This is a genomic window from Butyrivibrio sp. AE3009, from assembly GCF_000420845.1.
Classification (GTDB): domain Bacteria; phylum Bacillota; class Clostridia; order Lachnospirales; family Lachnospiraceae; genus Butyrivibrio.
On the sequence record NZ_ATVS01000014.1, the window covers coordinates 24686 to 50949 of the forward strand.

At 42.7% G+C, this 26264-nt stretch carries 17 protein-coding genes and 1 tRNA gene; 1 reads left to right on the plus strand and 17 read right to left on the minus strand.

Going from position 1 to position 26264, the window contains the following annotated elements:
- Positions 1-282: 282 nt before the first annotated feature.
- From G588_RS0109110 to G588_RS0109145, 8 genes are all read right to left on the minus strand, one after another.
- Positions 283-3030 (minus strand): FAD-dependent oxidoreductase, encoded by a 2748-nt coding sequence (locus tag G588_RS0109110; protein WP_035788230.1) that lies wholly within the window; start codon positions 3028-3030, stop codon positions 283-285.
- A 152-nt stretch (positions 3031-3182) separates the two neighbouring features.
- Positions 3183-3527: a hydrogenase maturation nickel metallochaperone HypA gene (locus tag G588_RS0109115; RefSeq protein ID WP_022778430.1), complete on the minus strand. Its 345-nt coding sequence runs from the start codon at positions 3525-3527 to the stop codon at positions 3183-3185.
- Positions 3528-3653: 126 nt separating this feature from the next.
- The gene (hypB, locus tag G588_RS0109120) at positions 3654-4322 is read right to left on the minus strand and encodes a hydrogenase nickel incorporation protein HypB (protein ID WP_022778431.1); all 669 of its coding nucleotides are present in this window, start codon (positions 4320-4322) and stop codon (positions 3654-3656) included.
- Between the two features lie 36 nt (positions 4323-4358).
- The gene (locus G588_RS0109125; protein WP_022778432.1) at positions 4359-5480 is read right to left on the minus strand and encodes a DUF5692 family protein; all 1122 of its coding nucleotides are present in this window, start codon (positions 5478-5480) and stop codon (positions 4359-4361) included.
- 234 nt (positions 5481-5714) lie between these two features.
- Positions 5715-7277 carry a coproporphyrinogen dehydrogenase HemZ gene (gene hemZ / locus G588_RS0109130; protein ID WP_022778433.1) on the minus strand — a complete coding sequence of 521 codons (1563 nt, stop codon included), beginning with the start codon at positions 7275-7277 and terminating at the stop codon, positions 5715-5717.
- Between the two features lie 30 nt (positions 7278-7307).
- Positions 7308-7976 (minus strand): MBL fold metallo-hydrolase, encoded by a 669-nt coding sequence (locus tag G588_RS0109135; RefSeq protein ID WP_022778434.1) that lies wholly within the window; start codon positions 7974-7976, stop codon positions 7308-7310.
- Positions 7976-10264, minus strand: coding sequence for a RelA/SpoT family protein (locus G588_RS0109140; protein ID WP_022778435.1), 2289 nt, complete (start codon positions 10262-10264; stop codon positions 7976-7978). Before G588_RS0109140 ends, G588_RS0109135 begins: the two co-directional genes overlap by 1 nt.
- Before the next feature lie 5 nt (positions 10265-10269).
- Positions 10270-10794 (minus strand): adenine phosphoribosyltransferase, encoded by a 525-nt coding sequence (locus tag G588_RS0109145; RefSeq protein ID WP_022778436.1) that lies wholly within the window; start codon positions 10792-10794, stop codon positions 10270-10272.
- Positions 10795-10955: 161 nt separating this feature from the next.
- On the opposite strand from G588_RS0109145, the gene G588_RS0109150 reads away from it, so the two are divergent.
- A tRNA-Thr gene (locus G588_RS0109150) sits at positions 10956-11028 on the plus strand.
- Between the two features lie 55 nt (positions 11029-11083).
- On the opposite strand, the gene glgB is transcribed toward G588_RS0109150, so the two are convergent.
- From glgB to G588_RS0109195, 9 genes are all read right to left on the minus strand, one after another.
- Positions 11084-13591, minus strand: coding sequence for a 1,4-alpha-glucan branching protein GlgB (glgB, locus tag G588_RS19750; protein ID WP_051139928.1), 2508 nt, complete (start codon positions 13589-13591; stop codon positions 11084-11086).
- Positions 13592-13660: 69 nt separating this feature from the next.
- A complete protein-coding gene (locus G588_RS0109160; RefSeq protein WP_022778437.1) occupies positions 13661-14911 on the minus strand; it encodes a DUF1015 domain-containing protein in 1251 nt (416 codons plus the stop codon).
- 96 nt (positions 14912-15007) lie between these two features.
- Complete coding sequence (locus tag G588_RS0109165; RefSeq protein ID WP_022778438.1) at positions 15008-16177, minus strand: phosphoglycerate dehydrogenase; 1170 nt, start codon at positions 16175-16177, stop codon at positions 15008-15010.
- Positions 16178-16197: 20 nt separating this feature from the next.
- On the minus strand, positions 16198-17277 hold the full coding sequence (serC, locus tag G588_RS0109170; RefSeq protein ID WP_022778439.1) for a 3-phosphoserine/phosphohydroxythreonine transaminase: 1080 nt from the start codon (positions 17275-17277) through the stop codon (positions 16198-16200).
- A gap of 298 nt (positions 17278-17575) precedes the next feature.
- Complete coding sequence (gene glgX / locus G588_RS0109175) at positions 17576-19660, minus strand: glycogen debranching protein GlgX (RefSeq protein WP_022778440.1); 2085 nt, start codon at positions 19658-19660, stop codon at positions 17576-17578.
- A 48-nt stretch (positions 19661-19708) separates the two neighbouring features.
- Positions 19709-21226, minus strand: coding sequence for a L,D-transpeptidase (locus G588_RS0109180; RefSeq protein WP_022778441.1), 1518 nt, complete (start codon positions 21224-21226; stop codon positions 19709-19711).
- A gap of 14 nt (positions 21227-21240) precedes the next feature.
- Positions 21241-22926 carry a biosynthetic-type acetolactate synthase large subunit gene (gene ilvB / locus G588_RS0109185; RefSeq protein WP_022778442.1) on the minus strand — a complete coding sequence of 562 codons (1686 nt, stop codon included), beginning with the start codon at positions 22924-22926 and terminating at the stop codon, positions 21241-21243.
- Between the two features lie 27 nt (positions 22927-22953).
- The gene (gene ilvD, locus G588_RS0109190) at positions 22954-24630 is read right to left on the minus strand and encodes a dihydroxy-acid dehydratase (RefSeq protein WP_026668683.1); all 1677 of its coding nucleotides are present in this window, start codon (positions 24628-24630) and stop codon (positions 22954-22956) included.
- An 18-nt stretch (positions 24631-24648) separates the two neighbouring features.
- Positions 24649-26247: a glycosyltransferase family 39 protein gene (locus tag G588_RS0109195; RefSeq protein ID WP_196804967.1), complete on the minus strand. Its 1599-nt coding sequence runs from the start codon at positions 26245-26247 to the stop codon at positions 24649-24651.
- Between the last annotated feature and the right edge of the window lie 17 nt (positions 26248-26264).

A 26264-nucleotide genomic window follows, 5' to 3' on the forward strand; every position in this document is an offset into this window, starting at 1 on the left:
CTTCTCCCACGTAAAGTACGTTTTTCTCCTCCAAAAATTTAGCTAAACGAAAAAAACTTTGAATATACTTTTACTATATCGAAAGAAAATAATCAAGCGTTCGCTTTACTTTAGTCAAATAAAGTGGCAGTCCCCATCAAGGGTTCTGCCACTTTTGATTGTAATTATGAAATTTGCATAAAGTAATTATTAAATTTTTACAAGCTAATTTAAGTTATATGGCAACTAATTTAGTTAACATACACTCAAAATTAGCATTCAAAATTTCGTATTAAAAATAACTTAATCTTCGAGCCATTTAGTCTCTTTATCAGTTTTCTTAGTAAATGGTCTCTTGATAGCCTGCTTAATGCCGTTAGGAATGATATATTTAAGCTTCTCTTCCGCCGTTCTCATTGTTGAAGCATCCGGGTTATCCCTTGTAAGCTTGATGGCATCGAATTCGCAGCGTGTTGTGCAAAGTCCGCAGCCAACGCACTTGTTGGGATCTACAATTGAAGCTCCGCAGCCAAGACAACGGGATGTTTCCTTCTTGATCTGCTCTTCGGTAAATACCTTCTTGGTATCACGGAAGGTAAGCTCTCCGGGTTTCTTGGCATCAGCGGGAACCTGACGTCCAACATGGTCATAGTCCTTAACAAGAATATCATCCTTATCAAGCTCAATGAAGAAGTTAGGATCACGGCCAATTGTAAGTGATGAATGAGGCTGTACAAATCTGTGAATAGACTCAGCACCCTCTTTACCGCAGGCAATAGCATCAATTGCAAATCTTGGTCCATAGAACATATCGCCGCCTACGAAGATATCCTTAACTGTTGTCTGGAAAGTCACCTTATCAGCTATGGGAGCCGGTCCCCTGAATTCCACTGCTTCATCCTTAAGGAGGTCACCCCAGATAGTAGCCTGTCCAACTGAAAGGATAACGTTGGAACATGCGATTTCCATGGTCTCATTCTCATCATACTGAGGATCAAAACGTCCTTCGGCATTCTTAACCTGAGTACACTTCTTGAATACGATGCCCTTTACCTTGCCGTTCTCTGAAAGGATTTCCTTGGGTCCCCAACCGCCTCTGAACTCGATTCCTTCTGATTCAGCGATCTCGATTTCTTCAGGAAGAGCAGGCATGATATCGCGGGTCTCAAGTGATACCTGAGTGATCTTGGGAGATCCGCAGCGGATAGCTGTACGGCTTACGTCGATAGCAACGTTACCACCGCCGATTACTACTGTATCGCCTGTAAGCTTATAATTCTCATCATCAATAACATCGTGAAGAATATCAACACCCTTGATCACGCCTTCTGCGTCCTCTCCGGGAACATTTACGCCGCGTCCACCCTGGCAGCCGATTGCGATATAAAATGCCTTATATCCCTCATCTCTGAGCTGCTTAAGAGTAATATCCTTACCAACTTCAACACCGAGACGAATGTCTACACCGAGGTCTCTTAATACATCAACCTCAGCCTCAACAATGTTTTTCTCCATAACGAAGGAAGGAATACCATAGGTAACCATTCCGCCGGGTTTCTTGTTCTTATCAAACAGTGTAGGCTTGTAGCCCTTAAGTGCAAGATAATACGCACAGGAAATACCTGCAGGGCCGGCGCCTATAATTGCAACCTTCTCGTCAAAGCCGCCGCCAAGCTTAGGGATTACCTTCTCAGGTACATATCTTGTCTCTGCGTTAAGATCACGCATAGCAACAAACTTCTTTACCTCATCGATAGCAAGAGCCTGATCGATGGTGCCTCTTGTGCAGGCATCCTCACAACGGCGGTTACATACATGTCCGCAAACTGCAGGAAGCGGATTGTACTTCTTGATAAGTGCAAGAGCCTCGTCATATCTACCCTGAGAAGCCATCTTGATGTAACCCTGAACAGGAAGGTGTGCAGGACAAGCTGTCTTACAAGGAGCAGTTCCTGTCTTATGTGTGTTTATACGGTTGATGTCACGGTAGTCCTCAGTCCACATATCCTGTGACCACTTCTGCTCTGTAGGAAGAGGCATCTTAGGATATACAACCTCTGTGCCATCCTTTTTGCAGAGCTTCTGTCCAAGGGTTACTGCACCTGCAGGACATACCTCTACGCAGCGACCGCAGGCAACACAGTTATCTTTTTTAACATGAGCCACATATGCAGATCTTGACATATTTGGTGTGTTAAAGAGCTGTGATGTACGAAGAGCATAGCAAACATTAACGTTACAGTTACAGATAGCGAAGATCTTGTTCTGACCATCAATATTGGTGATTTGGTGAACAAATCCGTTGGCCTCAGCCTGCTTGAAGATATCAAGGGCTTCCTCGCGAGTAATGTAACGACCATCCTTCTGTGTCTCAACAACATAATCGGCCATATCACCGATAGCGATACACCAGCCTTCAGGATCATCGGCGCAGCCCTGTTCAAAGGTCTGTCTTGATCTTCTGCAGGAGCAGGGTGAAGCTGCATATTTGCCCTCATATTTATCAAGCCAGTGAGAAATATGCTCGAGATTAATGGACTCACTCTCCATCTCAATAGCCTTCTCAACAGGAATAACATGCATTCCTACGCCGGCTCCGCCCATGGGAACCATATGTGTAAGACCCTCAAGAGGAATACGGCTCATTCTCTCAAAGAAAGCACCTGCTTCGGGATGAGCTTCAAGAACCTTGTGGTTCATATTTCCGAACTCAGCAGATCCGGGAACGTACATAGGAAGAACATACTGTTTCTCATGCTTATCGTTCTCGTAATTCCACTCAATTACGCCATTGTAGGACATCTCATCAAGCTGCTTCTGAAGTTCTTCTTTGGAATACTCAGGACAAAGCTTAGCAATCTCCTCAAAGGTTCTGGGTTTACGCTTCTGCATTTTAAGTGCGATCTCACACTGTTCATCTGTGATCAGATTGTAAAGTCCCCAATACTCAGGGCTTTCTTTGGTAATCTTTTCAAGTCCGAGCTTGATCTCTTTTCTGTCAGTTACGCACTTTGCAAATTTTGCAAGGGGCTCACGGAAGGGGGCGTTCATATCAACCGTATCTGGAATAATGCCGGCTCTGGGATCAACCTTATTACGGTTTGGATCCAGAGAATAAGGGGTCATCAGATCATTCATATCAAATTGATTTTTATCCATGTACTTTTATCCTCATCTTTCTAATCGTTAACAGTTCCCATGCATCAGGTTGCCGATATTTCTTTTATCATAAATTCATTGCCCTTCAGCAGGTAGGTTCGTTCACTGCCGCAGTTTGGGCAGATCTTGCCATGTGCAACAGTTTCGTATTCGGTCTTACAATCCTCACAGAAGCTGACCGCCGGAAGATTCTCAATAATCAGTTCTGAATCCTTCATAAGTTCAGTTCTTGCAGAGGCCCACTTCCATGCATCCTGCAAAAAAGATGGTACAACTCCCGATACTTCTCCAAGCTGAAGAGTCACCGAATGAATCTTTTCTATTTCATTTTCTTTACCGACTTCGGTAAGATCATCAATTATACGAAACACTACTCCTAATTCGTGCATTTTCCCTCATTTCTAAATAAAAAAACGTTCTTTTGGGCAAAAAATCGTGCGATAAGCCGGAGAAAGATAAACTTCCCCTTGTTTATCGCACGATAATCTCAGTTCTAATGCAACAGCAAGAATAAATTATCTAATTGCTTCTTCAATATTCTCAGAAAGCCATTTAGCCCACTCTTCCATTCCTTCACCTGTCTTAGCACAGATAGGAATGATCTTAGCCTTGGGATTTCTGAAAAGAATATTTTCTTTGCATTTCTCAAGATCAAAGTCAAAATAAGGCATTACATCTATCTTGTTAATAAGTACCACATCGCAAATTGAAAACATAAGCGGATACTTGAGAGGCTTATCATGTCCCTCAGGCACCGAAAGGATCATCGCGTTCTTGGTGCTGCCCGTATCAAATTCCGCAGGGCATACAAGGTTGCCGACATTCTCTAAAATAGCGAAGTCAACATCCTCAACTCCCAGCTCTCTGATGCCTTGTCTTGTCATGTCGGCATCGAGGTGGCACATACCACCGGTATGAAGCTGTATTGACTTAACTCCTGTTGCTGCTATTGTTCTTGCATCAACATCAGAGTCAATATCAGCCTCCATAACACCGATTCTGTACTTATCCTTTAAAAGTTCGATAGTACGTGTCAGTGTAGTTGTCTTGCCTGATCCGGGCGAAGACATAAGGTTAAGGAGGAATGTCTTGCTCTCCTTAAGTTCGCTTCTGAGCTTGTCAGCGTCCTGATCATTGCTCTCAAAAATGCTTCTTTTAACTTCGATTACTCTTACATTATCCATTTTTTCTGCCTTTTCCTTCAGCTTTTTATTTCTATATTATCTTTCGGCACGGTCTAATGCAAGCTGGAAATCCTTAGTATCTGTAAATACTTCGTTAGCGTAAGGATTCTTACCAATCTTAACGGATCTCTTGATGATCTCAGCAATGCAGATCACATTGATAGCGATTGAAAGAATTGCTACAACACCCTGTGATGTTGGATTAGCTGATACTCCCAAAGCAGAAATTGCTTCGCCTGCTGCTGCAGTCTTGCCTGCTCCGCTCTGATAAATCTGCATAGCAGAGTTATACAGCATCTCTGTATTAACACCAGCCTCTGTAGCACCACCGTAAACAGAAGGAAGTGCAGCCTGGAATCTGCCGATAAGCTGGAATGTAGGAACAACCTGAGCCCACATACACCAGATAGCAAGTGTGTTGGCACGGTTCTGGATCCATGCGCCCTTGTTCCAGAAAGCATTAGCAAATGTAGGAGCAAGAAGAAGTGCAACACCACAGTACCATGAATGTGTAGGAAGGTTGAGGTATGTATACTCGAAGTTCCATACATCATAAGCAAGGATGAACCAAACTGTCATATCAGGCCAAAGCATATCAGCGTGATTCTTATCCTTAGAAGAATAAAGATGTACACAGCCTGTCATACAGAAGATGTTGATCAAACCTGCAATTGCATTAACAACATTCCACCATCCGCCATAGATGAATACACCCTCATTTGATGCCCACCATGCACCTGAAAGGTCGCCGGTTATAGAAGCTGCAGCAAGAGCAGATTCCATATCTGAAACAACAGCGATTAAAATATTAGCAGCAACGATGAACCAAGGGAACCACTTGAACCATTTCTCTTTGCCAATGCCCCATTTGTACTTGATCATCATGAAGCCTACACAGCCGATATCAGCAGCATAGAGCTTGAAATAATGGAACCATCCGTCCATGTATGCAACAGTAGGATTTTCCTTTCCTCCGAACATACCAAGATGTGCAAGAATGAAATAAATAGTAAGAATAGTAGGGATGATAACAAATACAAGCATACCACCCTGCTTGGTTCTACGACCGATCTCATTCATAAGAATGAGACCAACAAAAACCATGACCCAACCGATAAGTTGCATAGATGCAGTATTTCCATAAAGTTGGAATAGCATAAAAAAAACCTCCTTGTGATATCGCTCTCTCTTGAATAATTATCGATATCGTTATTTTTTTGACATTAGTATAGCATAATGCACAATATTTAGCAATATTTGAGCAGTGTTTTAGGGCAAAAGGGGGCACTTAATTTATAAATATTAGTTTCCAAAATCATGAGAAATACTGCGTTTTATCACAATTATAATATTTTTGGTTTCCAATTATGTGAATAAATATTCATACGTTAATTATTTATCGTTAAATAGTTCACGTTTTCTATTTATCATTTCATCGATCTGTTCCATGTATAATCTCACATCCTTAACATTGTCACAGCGCTCAATCCTGCCATCATATCCGTATACTCTCTTAGTGACAGTGCCGGCTCCAAGAGCTACAATTGACTGAACTTCTTCATTAATAAGGATGTTATATATTCCGGCTTTGCCCGGTGCTGCATAGCCTGTATTCTCAAAATTTCCGCTGATATTCTTCTGCCTGTAGAGATAATATGGAGTAAGCCCCATATCGCCTGCACCGAATGCAGCAATCTTCATCATTTCTTCTGTATTATTAAATGAAGCAACATCGCCTTTTTGCGAGAATCCTCGAATTTCCTTCTCCTTGAGTATCTCAGCAAGCCTTGATCCTCTCTTTATTGCCAGCGAATGAACCGTCAGATCATCGGGACCGAGTTTTTTAATCTCATCCATTGTGTATCGCACATCCTCTGAAGTCTCACCGGGAAGTCCCAGGATGATATCCATGTTGATATTATCAAAGCCCTCTTCTCTTGCCATATGGAAAGAATCTATAAGCTGAGCCACATTGTGCTGTCTTCCGATGAGTTTCAAGGTCTCATCTCTCATAGTCTGCGGGTTGACCGAGATCCTGTCGCACCCTTGGCTCTTCATAGCCTGTAGCTTTTCCCTGGTTATGGAGTCCGGTCTTCCGGATTCAACTGTAAACTCTTTTACTCTGGATGTATCAAGTTTCTTGTGAACATATCCCAATAGCTCATCAATCTGATCCGGCAAAAGTGTTGTAGGTGTTCCTCCGCCTACATATATTGTATCCAGTGTTTTACCTGCGAAGGCGTCAGCCACATAGTCTATTTCCTTCTTAAGACATTTAATATAGTCTCCTACAATATTCTTGTAGGCTCCAATCGGATAAGATGTGAACGAACAATACAGACAGGTCGTAGGGCAAAAAGGAATTCCTATATATAAGCTATAGCCGTTCTCATAATCGATATCCTTAAGAATTTCCTTCTCACGTCTGGCAATTCTGATGCTGAGATCAATCTTCTCATCACTTACAAAATACATATCCTTCATATATTTCCTGATCTCATTATCGCTGCCGCCATTGTCCACGATATTCATGGCGATTCTGGTGGGCCTAATGCCTGTAAGATTACCCCAGGGCAGTTCCTTACCGTTTTTTCTGCTAAGAACCTTGTATATCAGTTTCTTGAGTGCATTCTTGGAATTATCCAATTCCTGCGTAACGCCGTTGGTGGAATGGCTTGCCCCCTGGGCATTTTTATCCTTGTCAAAAAAGTCCGCGCTATCCATAATGTCCTCAGATACCTTAAGGGTTATGGTTCCGCAGCTTCCTCCTTCGCACTCCTTTATATCAAAATAAATAAAGGATATCTCATCATTATCAGAAATATCCTTCTCCTTGTCTTCATTATCTCCGGGTTTACCCACGATCATCCTGACATTGTCCATAGGATAGAATGCTTTGAACAATGAGTGAATGTCATACTGAAACCTATCCTCACTGAGGTAAATAACCTGCATTTTAATTTCTCCGTTTATACATTCAATAAATCAAGAATAATCCTCTCCGCAGAAGGGATTGTAAACTCTCTCATGACCTATGGTGGTCATCTCACCATGCCCCGGATAAACATAAGTATCATCCGGAAGTACAAAGAGCTTCTCGCGAATGGATCTGATAAGTTCGCCTGTGGAACTTGTAGGGAAATCGGTTCTTCCCACCGACTCCTCAAAAAGAGTGTCGCCACAGATAAGAATTCCGGCTTCCTCAAAATAATAACAGCACCCGCCGGAAGTATGTCCGGGAGTAAAAATAACCTTGCACTTCATGCCTGCAGCCTCAATCTCTTCTCCGTCTCTGTAGAAATCATCAGGAGTTATGGTAAGTCTCATACCGTAATCATTGGAAAGATTGAGGTAAGGATCTTTGCACATTGCCATCTCTTTTTCATGGCAGCCAATCCTGGCACCGGTAAGCTGTCTTAGCTTCTCGGCTCCGCCAATATGATCGAAATGCCCATGTGTAAGCAGAATAAGGTCTACAACAAAGCCCTTCTCGGTAAGCTTGTCATATATCATCTCACCTCTGTCGGCGGGATCAAAGAAAATAACATGCTTCTTGCCGTCTTCAAATGTCTTATCGTCATCAAAGACAAAGTAGCAGTTGGTTCCCACCATACCAAGTGTCATTGCTCCGACCTGTAGATTCTGTTTGCTCATCAGCCTGTTGTCCTTTCGATGTCGATAACGGAGTCGATCTGTCTGATCTTCTCAACGATGTCACGGAGCTGATCCCTTGAAGATACCTGGAAGGAAGTCTCCATTGTAGCAAGTCCCTGCTTGCTGGTTCTTGTATTCATTGACAGAATATCAATATCCTTCTCCGAAAGAGTTCTTGATACGTCTGCAAGTAGACCTGATCTGTTGTTGGCAAAGATTTTGATTGTAGCAGCATACTTGCCGTCTCCAGAAGTATCTGATTGCCATTTGGCTTCAATAAGTCTTGTCTTATCCTCTTCCTGCATCTTGATGACATTGACGCAGTCTCTTCTGTGTATTGAAACGCCTCGTCCTCTGGTAACAAATCCGCAGATTTCATCACCGGGTACGGGATTACAACACTTAGAGAAACGAACCGCAACGTCATGTACACCTTTAACGATAATGGCGTTATCATGGCCGGATATCTGAGGTGTTACATTGGACTCCGCAACTGCAGCAAGAACCTCTTCATCCGTAATATTACGCTTGTGCTCTTTCTCTCCAAGCTCAAGCATTTTGTTGATGATCTGGCCTTCCTTGAGTCCTCCGTGTCCGACTGCTGCAAGTACAGCATTCCAATCATGGAATCCGTATTTCTTGATAACAATGTTCTGAATCTCAGGTTTGGAAATAGCAAAAAGATCTATTCCCTTACTTCTGCAATATTCAATAAGAAGATCTCGTCCCTTTGAGATGTTCTCTTCCTTAAATTCATTTCTGAACCACTGATTGATCTTGTTCTTGGTAGAAGAAGCCTTGGCAATAGCGAGCCAGTCTCGGCTTGGTCCCCTTGAATTCTGGCTGGTGATGATCTCAATTCTGTCGCCGTTCTGAATCTTATAATCAATGGGAACCAGCTTGCCATTGACCTTGGCGCCTATCATCTTGTTACCTACTGCGCTGTGAACACTGTAAGCAAAATCAATAGGTGTAGAGCCTGCAGGCAGATTCTTAACTTCTCCCGTAGGTGTAAAGCAATATACATCCTCAGAGAACAGGTTAAGATCGGACTTAAGCAGAGTCATGAACTCCTGGTTATCCGACATGTCCTGTTGCCACTCAAGAATCTGGCGAAGCCATATGAGCTTCTCTTCCTCACCGTTCTCAGCCTTCTTGCCATCGGAGGTCTCTTTGTATTTCCAATGGGCTGCGATACCGTATTCAGCAGCTCTGTGCATATCATAGGTACGAATCTGGATTTCAAAAGGCTGACCGGTCTGTCCAATCAGTGTTGTGTGAAGAGACTGATACATATTGGGCTTGGGCATGGCGATGTAATCCTTGAATCTACCCGGTATAGGTTTGTACATCTCATGGATAACGCCAAGAGCCGCATAGCAATCCTTGACAGTCTCAACAATAATTCTTATAGCAAAAAGATCATATATCTGATCAAGAGTCTTGTTCTGATTGCGCATCTTTTTGTAGATGCTGAAGAAATGCTTGACTCTTCCGTTGACTTCTCCGATGATTCCGGCATCCTTGATAGCATCGCGAACGCTCTTACAGATTTCTTCAACATATCTTTCTCTCTCACTCTTGCGCTGTGCAACCTTGTCAACCAGCTCATAGTAAACATCCGGTTTAAGATACTTGAGTGAAAGATCGTCAAGCTCAACCTTGATCCTGCTGATACCGAGTCTTGAAGCAATAGGTGAATAAATATCTATTGTTTCCTGAGCAATTCTCTGCTGTTTCTCGGGAGGCATATGATTAAGAGTCCTCATATTGTGAAGTCTGTCCGCAAGTTTGATGAGGATAACTCTTATATCCTTAGCCATAGCAAGGAACATCTTGCGCAGGTTCTGAGCCTGCATATCGATCTGTTCCTGTGTTTTGTTAGTATTGTCCGGCGAATCAGATGACAGCTGTAAAGCAGTCAGTTTGGTTACACCGTCAACCAAAAGGGCAACATCGGCACCGAATTCTTTTTCAATTTCTTCTTTAGTAAGAATGGTGTCTTCAACGACATCATGAAGAAGCCCTGCAGCGATAGTCTCTTTGTCCATCTCCAGGTCAGCAAGGATAATGGCAACACAAAGAGGGTGAATGATATATGGTTCACCCGATTTGCGTCTCTGGTCCTTGTGAGCGTCATCTGCCAGCTGATATGCCTTCTCAATGAGTGAGATATCATCAGAAGGGTGATATTTTCTCACCCTCTGAATTAGTCCCTCATACAGCACGTCAGGGCTCTGAAACTCCTTAATGGCCTCAATTTTTCCGTCGTCAAAATGCTGCGCCATTAAAATTACTTCCCTTCGTAGCTGATAGCTGCATCAAGTCTGTAGTCCTTAAGTCTTTCTCTTCCGTTGAGGCCCTTAAGCTCCATAAGTACAAGGATTCCGGCAACCTCACCGCCAAGTCTCTCAACGAGCTTGATCATAGCTTCGATAGTTCCGCCTGTAGCCATAAGGTCATCTACAAGAAGAACCTTCTGTCCGGGCTTGATTGAATCCTTGTGAAGCTCAAGAACAGCCTTGCCATACTCAAGATCATATTCAACCTCGATAGTATCGCAGGGGAGCTTGCCTTTCTTACGAACAGGCACAAGAGCCTTGCCTCTGTTGTATGCTATAGGTGCGCTGAAGATAAAGCCTCTTGACTCAGCACCAAGTACAACATCAAAATCAAGGTCTTTTACAAGATTCTGCATCTCATCTATAGCAAGCTTAAACCCGTCAGGATCCTGTAAAACAGAAGTGATATCCCTGAACATAATGCCCTCTTCAGGGAAATTGGGTATCGTTCTTACGTAATCTTCTAATTTTTTCATCGTCATTTCCTCTCCTAATCAAAAAACTTTGACATTTTATTATAGCATAAATTGTAGAAATATACTAATTTCTAAGAAATCTAAGTTTTAAAAGCCTTGAAAAAGGGTTTTAGAAAATGTATAATCTAATTTGTGCTTGATTTAAGCACAATTTAACAACTGCTGGAATAGCGCAGTCGGTAGCGCAACTGATTCGTAATCAGTAGGTCGAGGGTTCAAGTCCCTTTTCCAGCTCGTCAAAAGCCGGTAGCAAATTTATTGCTTCCGGCTTTTGTTATTTCATTCGATATTATTTACTTTTCTTATCGGTCGAAGATTTTCTGCCGGTAGTCTTCTTCTGTGATGTCTTGTTAGCAGATGTCTTCTTTGCAGCTGTTTTTTTAGCAGCAGGTTTTTTGGCAGCAGGAGTAATGCTCTTTACCGCTTCCTCTGTAACGATACTGAAGATTCTCTCTTCTTCAATCTTCTCGTACTTGGCTTCGATAGCCTTCTCCTGCTCTGCAAGTTCTCTCTCATATTTAAGTCTGAGTTCTTCGAGAAGTCTTGCCTGTTCCTCGTCTCTTCTCTCCTGAAGAGCTCTGAGGCTCTCCTGGCGCTCAGCTTCTTTCTTGATCTCTTCCTCTTCCTTGATGGCGCGGATCTTCTTCTCCTGCTCTGTGTAAGGAACATAGTTAAAGATAGAGATTGAAGCGGGAGCAAGCTTAATGGAAATAGAATAATCCCTTCCGTCAACCTGCTTTCTCTTAGCTTCCATGCGACCTTCGTTAAGAATTCCGGTGCCGCCGAAGCTAATATTGTCTGAGTTAAATATCTCTGTATAACGGCCGTCTACAGGAACACCAATTTCGAAGTCTCTCTCAACGCCCGCCATATTTGCAACCACAAGAAGAGTCTCCTTGTCGCTGTCGCTCTTTCTTACAAAAGAAAGCATACATTCATTGGAAGCAAGGTCGTTTATCCACTCAAATCCGCTATCAGAGCTGTCAAGCTGATGAAGTGCATCATGCTTGAAATACAGTTCGTTAAGTGTCTTAAGAAGATTCTCAACAAATACAGCCTGATCAATAGTAAGGGCATCAGGTTCCATATACAGGTGTTTTCTTCCGGGATGAACCATCATAAAGCTAAGTGCCAGTCTCAAGTTAGCCATCTTCTGTGAAGAATCACCGGGCATAAGATAGTACAAGCCCTCAAGTCCTTTTTCAAGGTTCTCATGAGTAAAGGCAAGTATAAATCTCTCTGTATAGCTGTAAATAAGGCTGAAAGTAACCTCGTCATGATGCCCCGACCTAAACAAAGGATCATTTTGCATATAGTCAAGGAAATCATGGGTCCAGCCGTTGTTCCATTTATAATCAAAGCCAAGACCGCCATCATCAACGCTGTCAGTAACCTGAGGCCAGCAAGCAGTCTCTTTAGTAATTACGAGAACACCGGGTTCATCCTTGTGGATAATGGTGTTGAGCTGCTTGAGGAATTCAAGAGCCTCAAGATTCTCATTACCGCCGTAGATATTAGGCATCCACTCACCGGGCTTCCTGTCGTAGTCGAGATAGAGAATTCTGGACACATCAGAAGTTCTGAGTCCATCAATGTGGAATTTCTCAATCCAGTACAGGGCATTGGAAATAAGGAAATTGGTAACTTCCTTCCTGCCATAATCAAAGATCAGATCCCCGGACTTGGGATGAATACCGATTCTGGGATCAGAATACTCATAAAGCGTTCTTCCGTCAAAATCAGAAAGGCCGCAGGAAGCCTTGGGGAAGAATGTAGGAACCCAGTCAAGGATTACTCTTATGCCATTCTGATGCATCGTATCAACAAACTTCATGAACTCTTCATGAGTTCCACTGCTCTCATCCAGTGCAAAAAAATCAAGAATATGATAGAAATGCCCGGGAACATGCTTCATTACAGGCATAAGCTCAACTGTATTAAAGCCGTGGTTCTGTACATATTCGAGAACATCGCCAGTAACTTCATCCATGCTGCTCTTTTTGCCATGTCTTCCGGCAAAGGCCTCAAGAGAAATCTCACAGATTGAAAGAGGATCCTCATCCACATTAAACTTCCTTCTTGCAGCCATCCACCTGTCATCGTTCCATGCAATTGACTTAACATTCTTGATAACGGAAATAACACCGTTCTCGCCTTTGGACTCAACAGCATATGGATCAGGCCTCTTCATTACAAGGCCGGATCTTGTCTTGATTTCAAACTGATAGCCGTCATTTTCCTTTGCACCGGGAATAAAGATCTCGAAAACTCCAATAGGATCAAGTCTGTGCATCTGGCACACTCTTCCGTCCCAATCATTGAAGTCGCCGATAACACTGACTCTGGCAGCTGAAGGTGCCCATACAGCAAAAGATGTGCCCTCAACGCCGTTTCTCTTCATAGGATGAGCTCCCAATTTTTCAAAGATATGATAGTGAATACCACTTCCGAGTTTGATGAAATCCTCTCTGTCCATAAGAGGCCCAAAGGCATAAGGGTCATCCTTCTTTTCCTGTCTGCCGTCGGGATATTCGATGATAAGTTTGTATTTCAATTTATCAACATAAGGAATAATAGTGGCAAAAAAACCTGCTTCATCCGCCAGTTCCATTTCAAAGGTCTTCTTCTGGTTCTCAATATAAACGCTTACTTTCTGCGCATCAGGATAAAATGCCTGAATAAGATAGCTGTTCCCCACTTTATGAGCACCAAGTATTCTGTGTGGATTGTCCCCATCTGAATAAATGATCTCCTCTATCTCAGGCCAGTTCATCATCTTGTAAAGTTTATTATTCACTTATTTCCCCTCCGAATTATTAAAAATTTGTCTATTGACTGATTAGTCAGTACACTATTCAAATTCACACTAAATTGTACCACAAATATCGTGTATAAATAACCCGCTAAGAAGCTTGGGCTCAAACCAGGTTGATTTAGGAGGCATCAGCCTTCCCGCATCAGCTACTGCAAAGAGTTCTCCAATTGATGTTGGATGCATTGAAAAAGCAAGCTTCATATCCTTGTGGCATCTGTTCTCAAGCTCACCAAGCCCTCTGATTCCACCTACGAAATCAATTCTCTTATCAGTTCTGGGATCCCCTATACCCAGAATAGGTGACAATACTTCATTCTGAAGAACGGAAACATCCAGACCTTCAACCGCATCATCGGGAACGATCTCCTTATGGATTGCAAGCCTGTACCACTTATCTTCAAGAAAAAGTCCAAATTCGCCCTTATTTTCAGGATGAACCTGCTCTTTTTCCTCTGTAATATCGAATTTCTCAGAGAGCTTATCCATGAATTCGCTTGCAGTCAGCCCATTCAGATCCTTAACCACTCTGTTATAATCCATGATCATAAGATCACTGTCCGGGAAAAGAACGGAAAGGAAGTATTCAGACTTAAGCTTACCTCTTACCTTGCCCTCGTTTTCTTCTCTTTTCTTAAGGCCAACCTTCACCGCGGAAGCGCATCTGTGATGACCATCGGCTATATAGACAGAATCAATTGTCACAAATACGCGGCAGATTGTCTCTGTTTCCTCAAGATCATCGATAACCCATACTCTGTTGAGCACTCCGTCCTCAGATGTGAAATCATAGACGGGGGTATCCACCTCTTTTACCCTGGACACCAGCTCAGAAAGAAGTCTGTTCTCTCTGTAGCATAGGAAAATAGGCCCGGTCTGAGCCTCGCAGTTATATACGTGTTTGATTCTGTCCTCTTCCTTATCTGCCCTGGTGTTCTCATGTTTCTTGATAACGCCCTTAAGATAATCTTCTATGGAAGCGCAGGCAACAATTCCGGTCTGCGTCCTGCCATTCATTGTCTGTTCATATATATAGTAGCAGGGCTTCTCATCCTGAATGAAGTCGCCCTTTTCTATTTTCTCCCAGAGCATATCATGCGCCTTCTGATACACTTCAGGAGCATACATATCATGATCCGGTTCAAACTGAGTCTCAGGCCTGTCGATAGCCAGGAAAGATTCAGGTTCTTTCTGCACCTTCTCATATGCTTCCTGTCTGTTAAAAACATCATATGGCAAAGAAGCTATAGTCTGAGCCTTCTCCCCGCAAGGCCTGTAAGCTTTAAATGGTTTGATATCAGCCACTTTTTTCTTTCCTCCGTTCTTAGAAAATAATCGGGCAGGAACGCTAAGCACGTCGGCAGCCGTTCCCACCCGAATATTATAGCATAAATGCTGTATTTATACGTCTTTTCTAACGATTCTGACTCTTATAACGTCATCAATCTTTTCCATTTTGCTTACAAGAGCATCCTCGATCTCGTCCTCAAGATCAATAAGAGTATAAGCATAGTCGCCTCTGGACTTATTGGTCATATCAGAGATATTGTATCCTGCATCACCAAGAAGTGTTGAGAACTGACTGATCATGTTAGCAACATTCTTATGGATAATCGCAAGACGAGGGCCATGGCAAACGCCCATGTCGCAGTTAGGAAGATTAACTGAGTTGCTGATGTTGCCGTTCTCAAGGTAGTCTTTGAGCTCAAGGACAGCCTTAACTGCGCAGTTATCTTCTGACTCCTCTGTAGAAGCTCCAAGGTGCGGAATAACGATACATCCGTCATGACCTGCAGTTGTAGGGTTCGGGAAGTCAGTTACATACTTGCGGATCTTGCCTGAATTAATACCCGCAAGAATATCAACCTCATTGCAAAGGATGTCTCTTGCCAGGTTAAGTATGATAACGCCCTTCTTCATCTTAGCAATAGCATCTGCATTAATCATACCCTTGGTTGAATCAAGAGCAGGTACATGGATTGTGATGATATCACATTTGGAGTAAATGTCATCTACATTTGTTACATGCTTAACATCAGATGAAAGTCTCCATGCAGCGTCAATTGAAAGATATGGATCGTATCCGTATACTTCCATTCCCAGCTGTCTTGCAGCATTGGCAACTCTTACACCGATAGCTCCAAGGCCGATGATTCCGAGCTTCTTGCCTAAAATCTCAGTTCCCGCAAATTTCTTTTTGGACTTCTCGGTGAGTTTGGCGATGTCAGGATCACCTGCGTTTGCCTTAACCCACTCTGTTCCGCCGATGATGTCTCTGGATGCTATGAGCATTGCTGCGAGAACCATCTCTTTAACACCATTTGCATTTGCTCCGGGTGTATTGAAGACAACGATACCCTTCTGAGCACATCTCTCTAAAGGAATATTGTTAACGCCTGCGCCGGCTCTTGCAACAGCAAGAAGAGTATCTGAAAACTCCATCTCAAGCATATTGGCGCTTCTTACAAGAATACCTTCTGCTTCATCTACACTGTCTACAGCCTGATACTGATCTGTGAAATTATTAAGACCGATCTTAGCGATGGGATTTAAACATTTATACTTGTACAAGTCTCTGTCCTCCGATTCTATTAGTTATTCTTCTCAAACTCGTTCATGAAGTCTACAAGCTTCTTAACGCCCTCAATAGGCATAGCGTTGTAAATACTTGCTCTCATGCCGCCTACTGTTCTGTGGCCCTTAAGGCTTACAAAGCCTGCCTTGGTAGCCTCAGCGATAAACTTGGCATTGAGCTCCTCTGAATCTGTAACAAAAGGAACATTCATAAGTGATCTGTCCTCAGGTCTTACTGTTCCCTTGAACATCTTGCTCTGATCAAGATAGTTGTACAGAACAGCTGCCTTCTCCTCGTTTCTCTTCTGCATCTCAGTAAGGCCGCCCTGCTCCTTGAGCCACTTGAATACCAGTCCGCACATATAGATGCTCCAGCAGTTAGGTGTATTGTAAAGTGAACCGTTGTCAGCCTGTGTCTTCCACTTAAGCATTGTAGGTGTGTAAGAAGGAACATCATCTGTGATGAGGTCTTCTCTGATAATGGAAATAACAAGGCCTGCAGGTCCTACGTTCTTCTGAACACCACCGTAGATAACACCGTACTTGGTAACATCAACGGGTTCTGAAAGGAAGCATGAAGAAACATCAGATACAAGAATATGTCCCTTGGTGTTGGGAAGAGTCTTGAACTTGGTTCCGTAGATTGTATTGTTCTCGCAGATATATACGTAATCAGCATCCTCAGGAATATCAAGATCTGAGCAATCAGGAATATACGAGAAGGTCTTATCTGCACTTGATGCAACCTCGATGGCCTCTCCGTACTTCTGAGCCTCCTGATATGCCTTCTTGGCCCACTGGCCGGTGATGATGTAAGCAGCCTTCTTGTTCTTCATAAGGTTAAGAGGAACAGCTGCGAACTGCTGGCTGGCTCCGCCCTGTAAAAAGAGAACCTTGTAATTGTCAGGAATATTCATAAGATCTCTAATATCCTGCTCGGCAGTCTGAATAACGCTGTCAAAGGTCTTGGATCTGTGGCTCATCTCATTGATGGACATACCGCAGCCATTGTAATCAAGCATCTCTGCTGCAGCCTGTTTCAAAACTTCTTCCGGAAGCACTGCCGGACCAGCTGAAAAATTATAAACTCGTGACAATTTACTACTCCTCCTATAATTAAATTAATAGATTGGCTTGTGTCAAATACTTTAACAAGTTGAATTGGTAAATGAATAAATTAATATCATTTTACCTTCGATTTAAATTTTGTCAAGAACGTCATTCCATAATGTTTGTTATTTAATATTTTATAACAAGGATCGCGAGAAGAAAAATTAAATTATTATTAAATAAAAACGGACTAAAAACATCTTTTTTAATCGATGTTCTCAGTCCGCTAATCTTTGATTATTTTGCAATCAACCGCGTTTTGTAAAAAATCTTATATTCAACAATTTACAATGCAACTAGTATAATTGTTGAACGAGGTTGTAGTTCAATGGATTCTTTATTTAAATATTTATGTGATTTTTTGAAGTCAAAATTTGATGAATTTGAATCAAATTTTATGTTCCAATTCATGTGTTTGGGAATGATTGGAAGGTTAAAAATTCTCTTTTCCCAATATGAATTAACCAAAACATAAATGAATGTATCTTTTTTTGTGCCAAATTTTGTATGGTCTTCCGCATATAGGTATGCAAAAGACAGATTGGAAGCATTCTCATCCAGTTCCCAAGGGGTTGTGCCATGGAATGACAGCTCCGGATATCCGGTGCCGTTGGGACCAAAATCATAACTTGCTGAAGTCAATACAGGATGAGCCTTCCTGAAAGCAATAAGGTTTTTCACATATTCAAAGAGTTCTCTGTTTCTGTCAAGATCGTTCCAGTCAAGGTACGATATCTCATTGTCCTGACAGTAGGCATTGTTATTGCCTTTCTGAGAATTGGCAAATTCATCCCCGGAGAGAAACATAGGCATTCCTCGGCTGGTTAGAAGGATTGTCATGAAATTCTTCATCTGCTTAAGTCTGCATTCATTAACCTCAGGATCGTCGCATTCGCCCTCTGCCCCGCAGTTCCAGCTGTAATTGTCATTGGAACCGTCTCTGTTATCCTCACCGTTACCTTCGTTGTGCTTATCATTGTACGATACCAGGTCATTAAGCGTAAATCCATCGTGACAGGTAATGAAATTTACTGACAGTAACGGACTTTTACCTCCGTACAGATCCTCCGAGCCACGTATTCTTCTATACGCTTCAGGCGCAAGCTCTCCTGTTCCTTTTACAAATTGCCTTATAGCATCACGGTATTTTCCATTCCATTCGGCCCATCTGTTGTATGAAGGAAAACTTCCTACCTGGTACAACCCGCCTGCATCCCAGGCCTCTGCAATAAGAACACTCTTGCCAAGGACAGCATCATGAGCAAGACTCTCAAGAAGTGGTGGATTCATCATAGGATGTCCATCCTCATCTCTGGACAAGATAGATGCCAGATCAAACCTGAATCCGTCCACATGGTAGGAAAATACCCAGTACCTTAGGCAATCCAGAATAAAGTTTCTGACAACAGGATTATTGCAGTTCATAGTATTGCCACAACCGCTAAAGTTATAGTAACCTCCATCCGGCGTCAAAAGATAATAATTCCTGTTATCAATACCTTTAAAAGAAATATAAGGGCCGTTTTCATTCCCCTCAGCTGTATGATTAAACACCACATCCAAAATTACTTCGATACCATTTCTGTGCAGGTGCTTTATCATATTTTTGAGCTCATCGCTCTCCATACCAAAGGGCGCAGATGCAGCATACCCTGCTTTTGGTGCAAAAAATCCCACAGTAGAATATCCCCAGTAATTCAGGAGTCTTTGTCCATTTACTACTCTGGAGTTCTCAAATTCATCAAATTCGAATATAGGCATCAATTCGATACAGTTTATACCAAGCTCTTTTAGGTATGGAATCTTCTCAAGAATTCCTGCATAAGTTCCCTTGTATTTCACACCACTGGACTGATGAGCAGTAAAAGACCTCACATGCATCTCATAAATAATCAGATCCTGCTGCAGAAGCTCTAACGGCTTATCGCCTTCCCAATCATAATCTTCTCTGATTATCTGTCCTCGATGCTGAAAATCATCTTTCCGCCGCCCCTTCCCCCAAACAGAACGCCCGGAAATTGATTTGGCGTATGGGTCAAGGAGAACTTTGCTCTTATCAAATCGAAGCCCCTTTTCCGGCGCATATTCACCGTCGAACCGGTATCCATACTCAACAGTCTCGATGTTTAAGCCAAATACCATCATGGTATAGACATCCCCGATACGAAATTCCTCCGGAAAAGGTATCTCAACAAAGGGTTTATTTGCTCCGTGATTAAACAAAAGGAGCGTACAGCCCCTTGCCTCAGTGGAGTAAATACTAAAGTTTACTCCTCCATCGGTGACTGTCGCTCCAAAGGGCATAATACGCCCGATTCGATATTCAAGTCCTTTTATCTTGTTGGTAGGAAAAGTATCAACAAGTCTCATATAAATGCCTCTCGTCAAATAACGAAACACTTTATATCGGTAGCACTATTAATAATATAACACTACAGGGGTTCCTACTTCCACCACTTCCCACAGCTGACTTACCTGGGACTCAGGGCAGTTAATGCAGCCATGCGAACCGTCGCGTTTATAAATTTCTTCTCCGAATTTGTTTCTCCAGTTAGCATCATGAATACCGACTCCCTTGTGTACACCAAGCCAGTAATTGACGTAGGAAACATAATCAGCGCCTCTAAGATAGGTGTGATAGCGTTTGTTGTAAATGTTGTAGACTCCTGTCGGAGTACCTCTCCCGCGATTAATATTACCGGTAACCACGGGCATCTCCATATTGAGCTGTCCGTCAACATAGTAGCGAAGCTCCTGCTTGCCCATATCTACTTCGATATAGGTTTGGCCAAGCTCTTTAGCAGCATCGAAGGATTTTACACCATCAGCCATAGATATTTCTCTTTTAACGGATGCAGATTTGGTATCTGCCAAAAATGCCGCCTTAAGATATTCGAATTCTTCGTCAATCTCAATAAGGCTTCCGTTTCCTCTGGAATTATCCCTGTAAAAAACTTCAGTTCCGGTGCCGTTTTTATAATTTGCAAGAAATCTGGAGGTATCGTAGGTCTCTTCAATTCCCTTGAGGAATTCATACATCTTGCGTTCACTGATGATCAGATTTCCATCATAGTCAAAAAGAAATCCATCTTCAGCCAGAACGCCTTCCTCCTCAAGATCCATTATCTCCCTGTTTCCGGCGATAAAGAGTCCCATACCGGGAGTTTTTTTGTCATACTCCTCTTCCAGCGCTACCTCCAGATCCTTATCTGTAAGTATCCACTTCGATACCTGCTCCTTATTGACAGGTATCTCCTCGCCCATTACAGAGTAGCTGATACCGCAGCTCTGGACTTCATCAAGCTTGTCAAAGAGGGCAATTGTCCTCAGATCCTGCTCAGAGAGCTGAAGCTCTTCGTAGCAGCCTTCTGTTTCCGACAAATCAAGTGTAGTCTTATGCGTATCATAAGCAATATTTACAGCATTAAGAATATTTTCTTTGTTCGGAACAAGATTGTAAGCATCGTGAAGCTCATACCCGTTGCCCTTAACTATAGTGACATTGGGAATCTCTTTTTCTTCAAAAATCTCCCACGCTGCAACCTTATCAAGAAGAAGCGATCTGTCATAAGTTATATCAGGCTCATATTGAATAACCAGGTTCTTAAATACGTTAAGTCCCCATGCATATGGGTTGGAATTATCAATGAAATCTCTCAGAGGCCCTGTAAAATCCACTTTCAGGTTCACATCCTCAGGTGATATTACCAGTTCTTCTCCGTCTGTGCCTTTAATGACAAAATCTTCGCACTTATACTGCGCCACAAGTTCAGCATTGACCTGTTCCACGGTCATTCCGGTGCAATAAACACCATTTATCCAGGTAAAACATGGAAATCCGTCGGTATAGTACATTCCAAGAAGAACATAAAGGCCGGCGAAAATCACCAGCCCAATTGTTATAAATAAACCAAAAATTTTAAAACCTTTTTTCATACTCCCCACTTCTTTTAATTCTTAGACTTTTCCGCAAGATCCTTGGCGTCAAAGGTCTCGCTTAAGGAAGCTCCGGGTGAAACCATAGGGAATACCTTGTCATCCTCTTCTATTATGCATTCAAGAAGAACAGGCTTCTTGGAGGCTATAGCCTTCTTAAGAGCAGGTGCAACCTCAGACTTCTTGCTGATACGAATTGCATCGCAGCCAAGACCCTCGGCTACCTTGCAGTAATCCACTTTGTCCTCAAAAATAGTCTGTGAATAGTGCTGTGAATAGAACAAAGTCTGCCACTGTCTTACCATACCAAGAACATTGTTGTTGATAACAATCTCAATGATAGGAAGATTATATCTTGAGGCTGTGGCCAGCTCATTCATATTCATTCTAAAGCAGCCATCTCCCGCAATATTTACGCAGAGCTTGTCAGGGTTAGCTACCTGAGCACCTATGCAGGCGCCAAGGCCGTAGCCCATGGTTCCAAGGCCTCCTGAAGTAAGGAAGGTTCTGGGTGATCTGAATTTGTAATACTGGGCAGCCCACATCTGATGCTGTCCTACATCAGTAGAGATAATCGCATCGCCCTTGGTAAGCTTATCAAGCTCCTCGATGATATAAGGGCAGGTAAGCTTGTCAGTCTCATAGGACAGAGGGAATTTCTTTTTATAATCACTTATTTTGGCAATCCATTCCTTGTGATCCATCTTTTCAAGTTTTTCATTGAGATCCCCCAGAACCTGCTTTAGGTCACCAACAATAGCATAGTTTATTCTTACGTTCTTGTTGATCTCAGCAGCATCAATATCTATCTGAAGAATCTTAGCTTTGGATGCAAAAGTCTTGGCATTGCCGGTTACTCTGTCAGAGAATCTTGCACCTAAAGTGATCAAAAGGTCACACTCAGAAACGCCAAAGTTAGAGGTTTTGGTTCCGTGCATACCGATCATGCCTGTATAGAGCTTGTGAGTTCCGTCAAATGCACCCTTACCCATAAGCGTATCGCATACAGGAGCATCAATGAGCTCTGCAAACTCCTTAAGTTCCTTGGATGCTCCGGAGATAACAGCGCCGCCTCCGACATAGATAAAGGGTCTCTTGGAAGCCTTGATCATCTTAACCGCAGCTGCAATTTCATCGGAAGTATACTTTTTCTCAGGCTCTTCCTCAGAGATCTTCTCCTTACGATAATCGCAATGTGCCGCAGTAACATCCTTGGTGATATCCACAAGTACAGGACCGGGACGACCTGTTCTTGCGATCTTGAAAGCTTTTCTCAAAGTCTCGGCAAGATCCTTAACATCTTTTACAATATAGCCATGCTTAGTGATAGGCATTGTAATTCCGGCGATATCAACCTCCTGGAAGGTATCCTTGCCAAGAAGAGGCAGATTAACATTACAGGTAATCGCAACCATAGGCACTGAATCCATATATGCGGAAGCAATACCTGTAACCAGGTTGGTTGAACCGGGGCCTGAGGTAGCCATACATACGCCCACCTTGCCTGTTGATCTGGCATAGCCGTCTGCCGCATGGGCAGCTCCCTGCTCATGGGAAGTTCTGATATGCAGGAAGTTGTCCTGCTGTTTGTACAATTCATCGTAGATATTAAGGATTGTTCCTCCGGGATAACCAAAAACAGTATCTACTCCCTGTTCCTTAAGACATTCAAGAACAATCTGTGCTCCTGTAAGCTGCATTTTTTCACACTCCTCGTCTGGCAAATATTATTTTGAAGTACCGGGAATCTCAAGGATTGCTCCTCTGTTTCCGCTGGTAACAAGTTCTCTGTATCTTGCAAGATAGCCGGTTGTTACCTTGGGCTCTCTTGGCTGCCACTTAGCTCTTCTTGCAGCAAGCTCCTCATCGGATACCTTGACATTAAGAGCATTATTAGGAATATCAACGCTGATGATATCGCCTTCTTCAACAAGTGCGATAGGTCCGCCAACAGCAGCCTCAGGAGATACGTGTCCGATGGACGCTCCCCTACTTGCTCCGGAGAATCTTCCGTCTGTTATAAGTGCAACAGTTGAGCCAAGGCCCATTCCGGCGATAGCTGATGTAGGATTGAGCATCTCTCTCATTCCGGGGCCACCCTTAGGGCCTTCGTATCTGATAACTACTACATCACCCTCTTTAATCTTGCCACCAAGAATTGCGGAAATAGCATCTTCTTCACAGTCAAATACTCTTGCAGGACCCTCATGGGTCATCATCTCAGGTGCAACTGCAGATTTCTTGACGATACCTGTATCAGGTGCAAGATTGCCCTTAAGAACAGCAATTCCACCTGACTGCATATATGGATTCTCAATAGGTCTGATAACTTCAGGATTGAGATTAGTTACACCTTCAAGGTTCTCCTTGATAGTCTTACCTGTAACTGTAATAAGATCGGTATTCAAAAGATCCTTCTTAACCAGCTCAGACATTACAGCAAGTACACCGCCTGCCTCGTTCAGATCTTCCATGTAAGTAGGACCAGCAGGAGCCAGATGGCAAAGGTTAGGGGTTCTTGAAGATACTTCATTAGCAATCTCCATGTTGAGATCAACCCCTGCCTCATGTGCGATAGCAGGAAGGTGAAGCATTGTATTGGTTGAGCATCCAAGAGCCATATCCATAGCAAGCGCATTCATAAATGCTTCCTTGGTCATAATATCTCTTGGTCTGATATTTTTCTCAATAAGATTCATTACTGCATAGCCGGCCTTCTTGGCAAGTCTGATTCTTGCAGAATATACCGCAGGAATAGTACCGTTACCGGGAAGTCCCATTCCGATTGACTCTGTGAGACAGTTCATGGAATTGGCTGTATACATACCTGAGCAGGAGCCGCAGGTAGGACATGCCTTTTCTTCGTACTCGCAGAGCTTGGCATTGGTCATCTTGCCTGCAGATACCGAACCAACTGCTTCAAACATAGCAGAAAGTGAAGTCTTGTGACCATCTACTCTTCCTGCCATCATAGGACCGCCAGAAACAAATACTGTAGGAATATTAACACGGGCAGCTGCCATCAGAAGTCCCGGTACATTTTTATCACAGTTGGGTATGCATACCATTCCGTCAAAAGCATGTGCCTTAGCAAGGCACTCAGTGGAATCGGCTATAAGATCTCTGGTAACAAGGGAATATTTCATTCCGATATGTCCCATGGCAATGCCGTCGCAAACAGCAATAGCAGGAACAACTACGGGCATACCACCGGCTTCTGCAACCGCAAGCTTAACAGCCTCAGTAATCTTATCCAGATTCATATGTCCCGGAACGATCTCATTGTATGAGCTGACAATACCGATAAGAGGTTTTCTTCTCTCCTCTTCGGTAAATCCAAGTGCATTAAATAAACTTCTGTGTGGAGCCTGCTGAAGGCCTTCCATAACTCTGTCACTATTCATAGCCATGTTCTCTCTCCTTTACCTTGTATAAACCAAAAAATTTTCATTTTCATATCTGACATGCATTGATTCAATATAGTCCCAGTTAATATCATCGTGAAATGCATAGAATTTCCAATGATTTTCTCCCAGATATTCATCCTCGAGAAGGACCTTATCAAGAATCACCAGATCACATCCTGTTACATCCGTATTCAGACAATCAATGTTCCAACCAAATTTCAAAAGATATCTCTGATCACAGTCCAGAGCGGCAATCTTGCTCTTATTTGAAACATTCGCAACATACAGTGAGTTGAAAAGATCATTTTCCCTCTCACCCAGCTGCATATTGAACTGCGGACCCGAAATACGTATCAAAAAGTAGATAAATATCACCAAAACAGGTAAATACACAAATGCTGAATTATACCATTTATCTGTTTTATTAATTATCTCAATTTCCTTATGGGGTGCATTATCAGCATCTGTATTTTCCATAATACCGTTGTAGATGCGAATGCCGAAGTTAATGATCTTCTCCAAAACTCCGCAGATACACAGCGATATTAGAACTCCTCCAAAGAAAAAACTCTCAGCATAAGGAAGTTCGTGCCTGATTATAAGCATAAATCCCACAAGAGTAAAATTAACAATAACAATCAAATTAATAACGGTTCTGCTGTACTCAAAGTGTCTGATACATTCTACCAGCAGTACCGATAATCCTGTTACCAGGAACAAAATGACTACCATGCTGACGCCGGGAGTGATCATCTCAAGAACTTCAAAGATCCAATTACCAAATTGCCTGCTGAAAGCCTGCGTATCCATCTTTTGTACATACGCCTGCGACATCATCAGATCCGCACCTGTAAACCAGGCTTTCCCCGGAGTTCTCAGAAGTACTGAGGACTTAAGCCCGCCGTATTTCTCAATGGCACCTTCCGCATTGACCAGCAGATTGGTTCCCAATGACAGCCACACTGCAGAATATAAGAACACGGTCACAATCATGGAAACAACAGAAACTCCAAGTATACCCTTAAGCTTTCTGTAGTAGATGTTCTCGGAATTGTTCCCATATACGCTGCGACTTCTCATTCCATTGATAAAGAGGAATGTAAAAGCCGCAACACAGGTAGGTAAAACCCATAACACACTTATCGGCACAGTATAAATGCCAAGCACCATGAAAAATCCAAGGAGCTTAAAATGCGGTTTCCTGCTCTCTCCCGCTTTGCATATATCTCCCAAAAGATATATGCCGGCAAGAAAACATGTGGTTCCAAGTGTATAACCTCTTCCCTGAACACTGAACTCATTCACCATCTTCATGGAAGCATATAGAATTGTCGACGCCAGTGGAAGTCCGTGAGAATAATATCTTGAAGTTATCTTGTACATAAGTATCAGATTGACGATTGCACAGACAAAAGATACTCCTCTAAGTCCCAGATAAGAATTCCCAAGCAGTGTAAGTATTGAAGCAATAACCGCATAACCTATATGGTCATTTGGCATAGTCCAGTGCAAAGCCGAATAAACAGGACCTCTGCTGATGAAATTGTAATAGGTATACAGTTCCGTAAATACAGGAGTAATGGCAAACATTCTCCATAAGTAATAGGCTCCCATCCCGATAATAAATAACG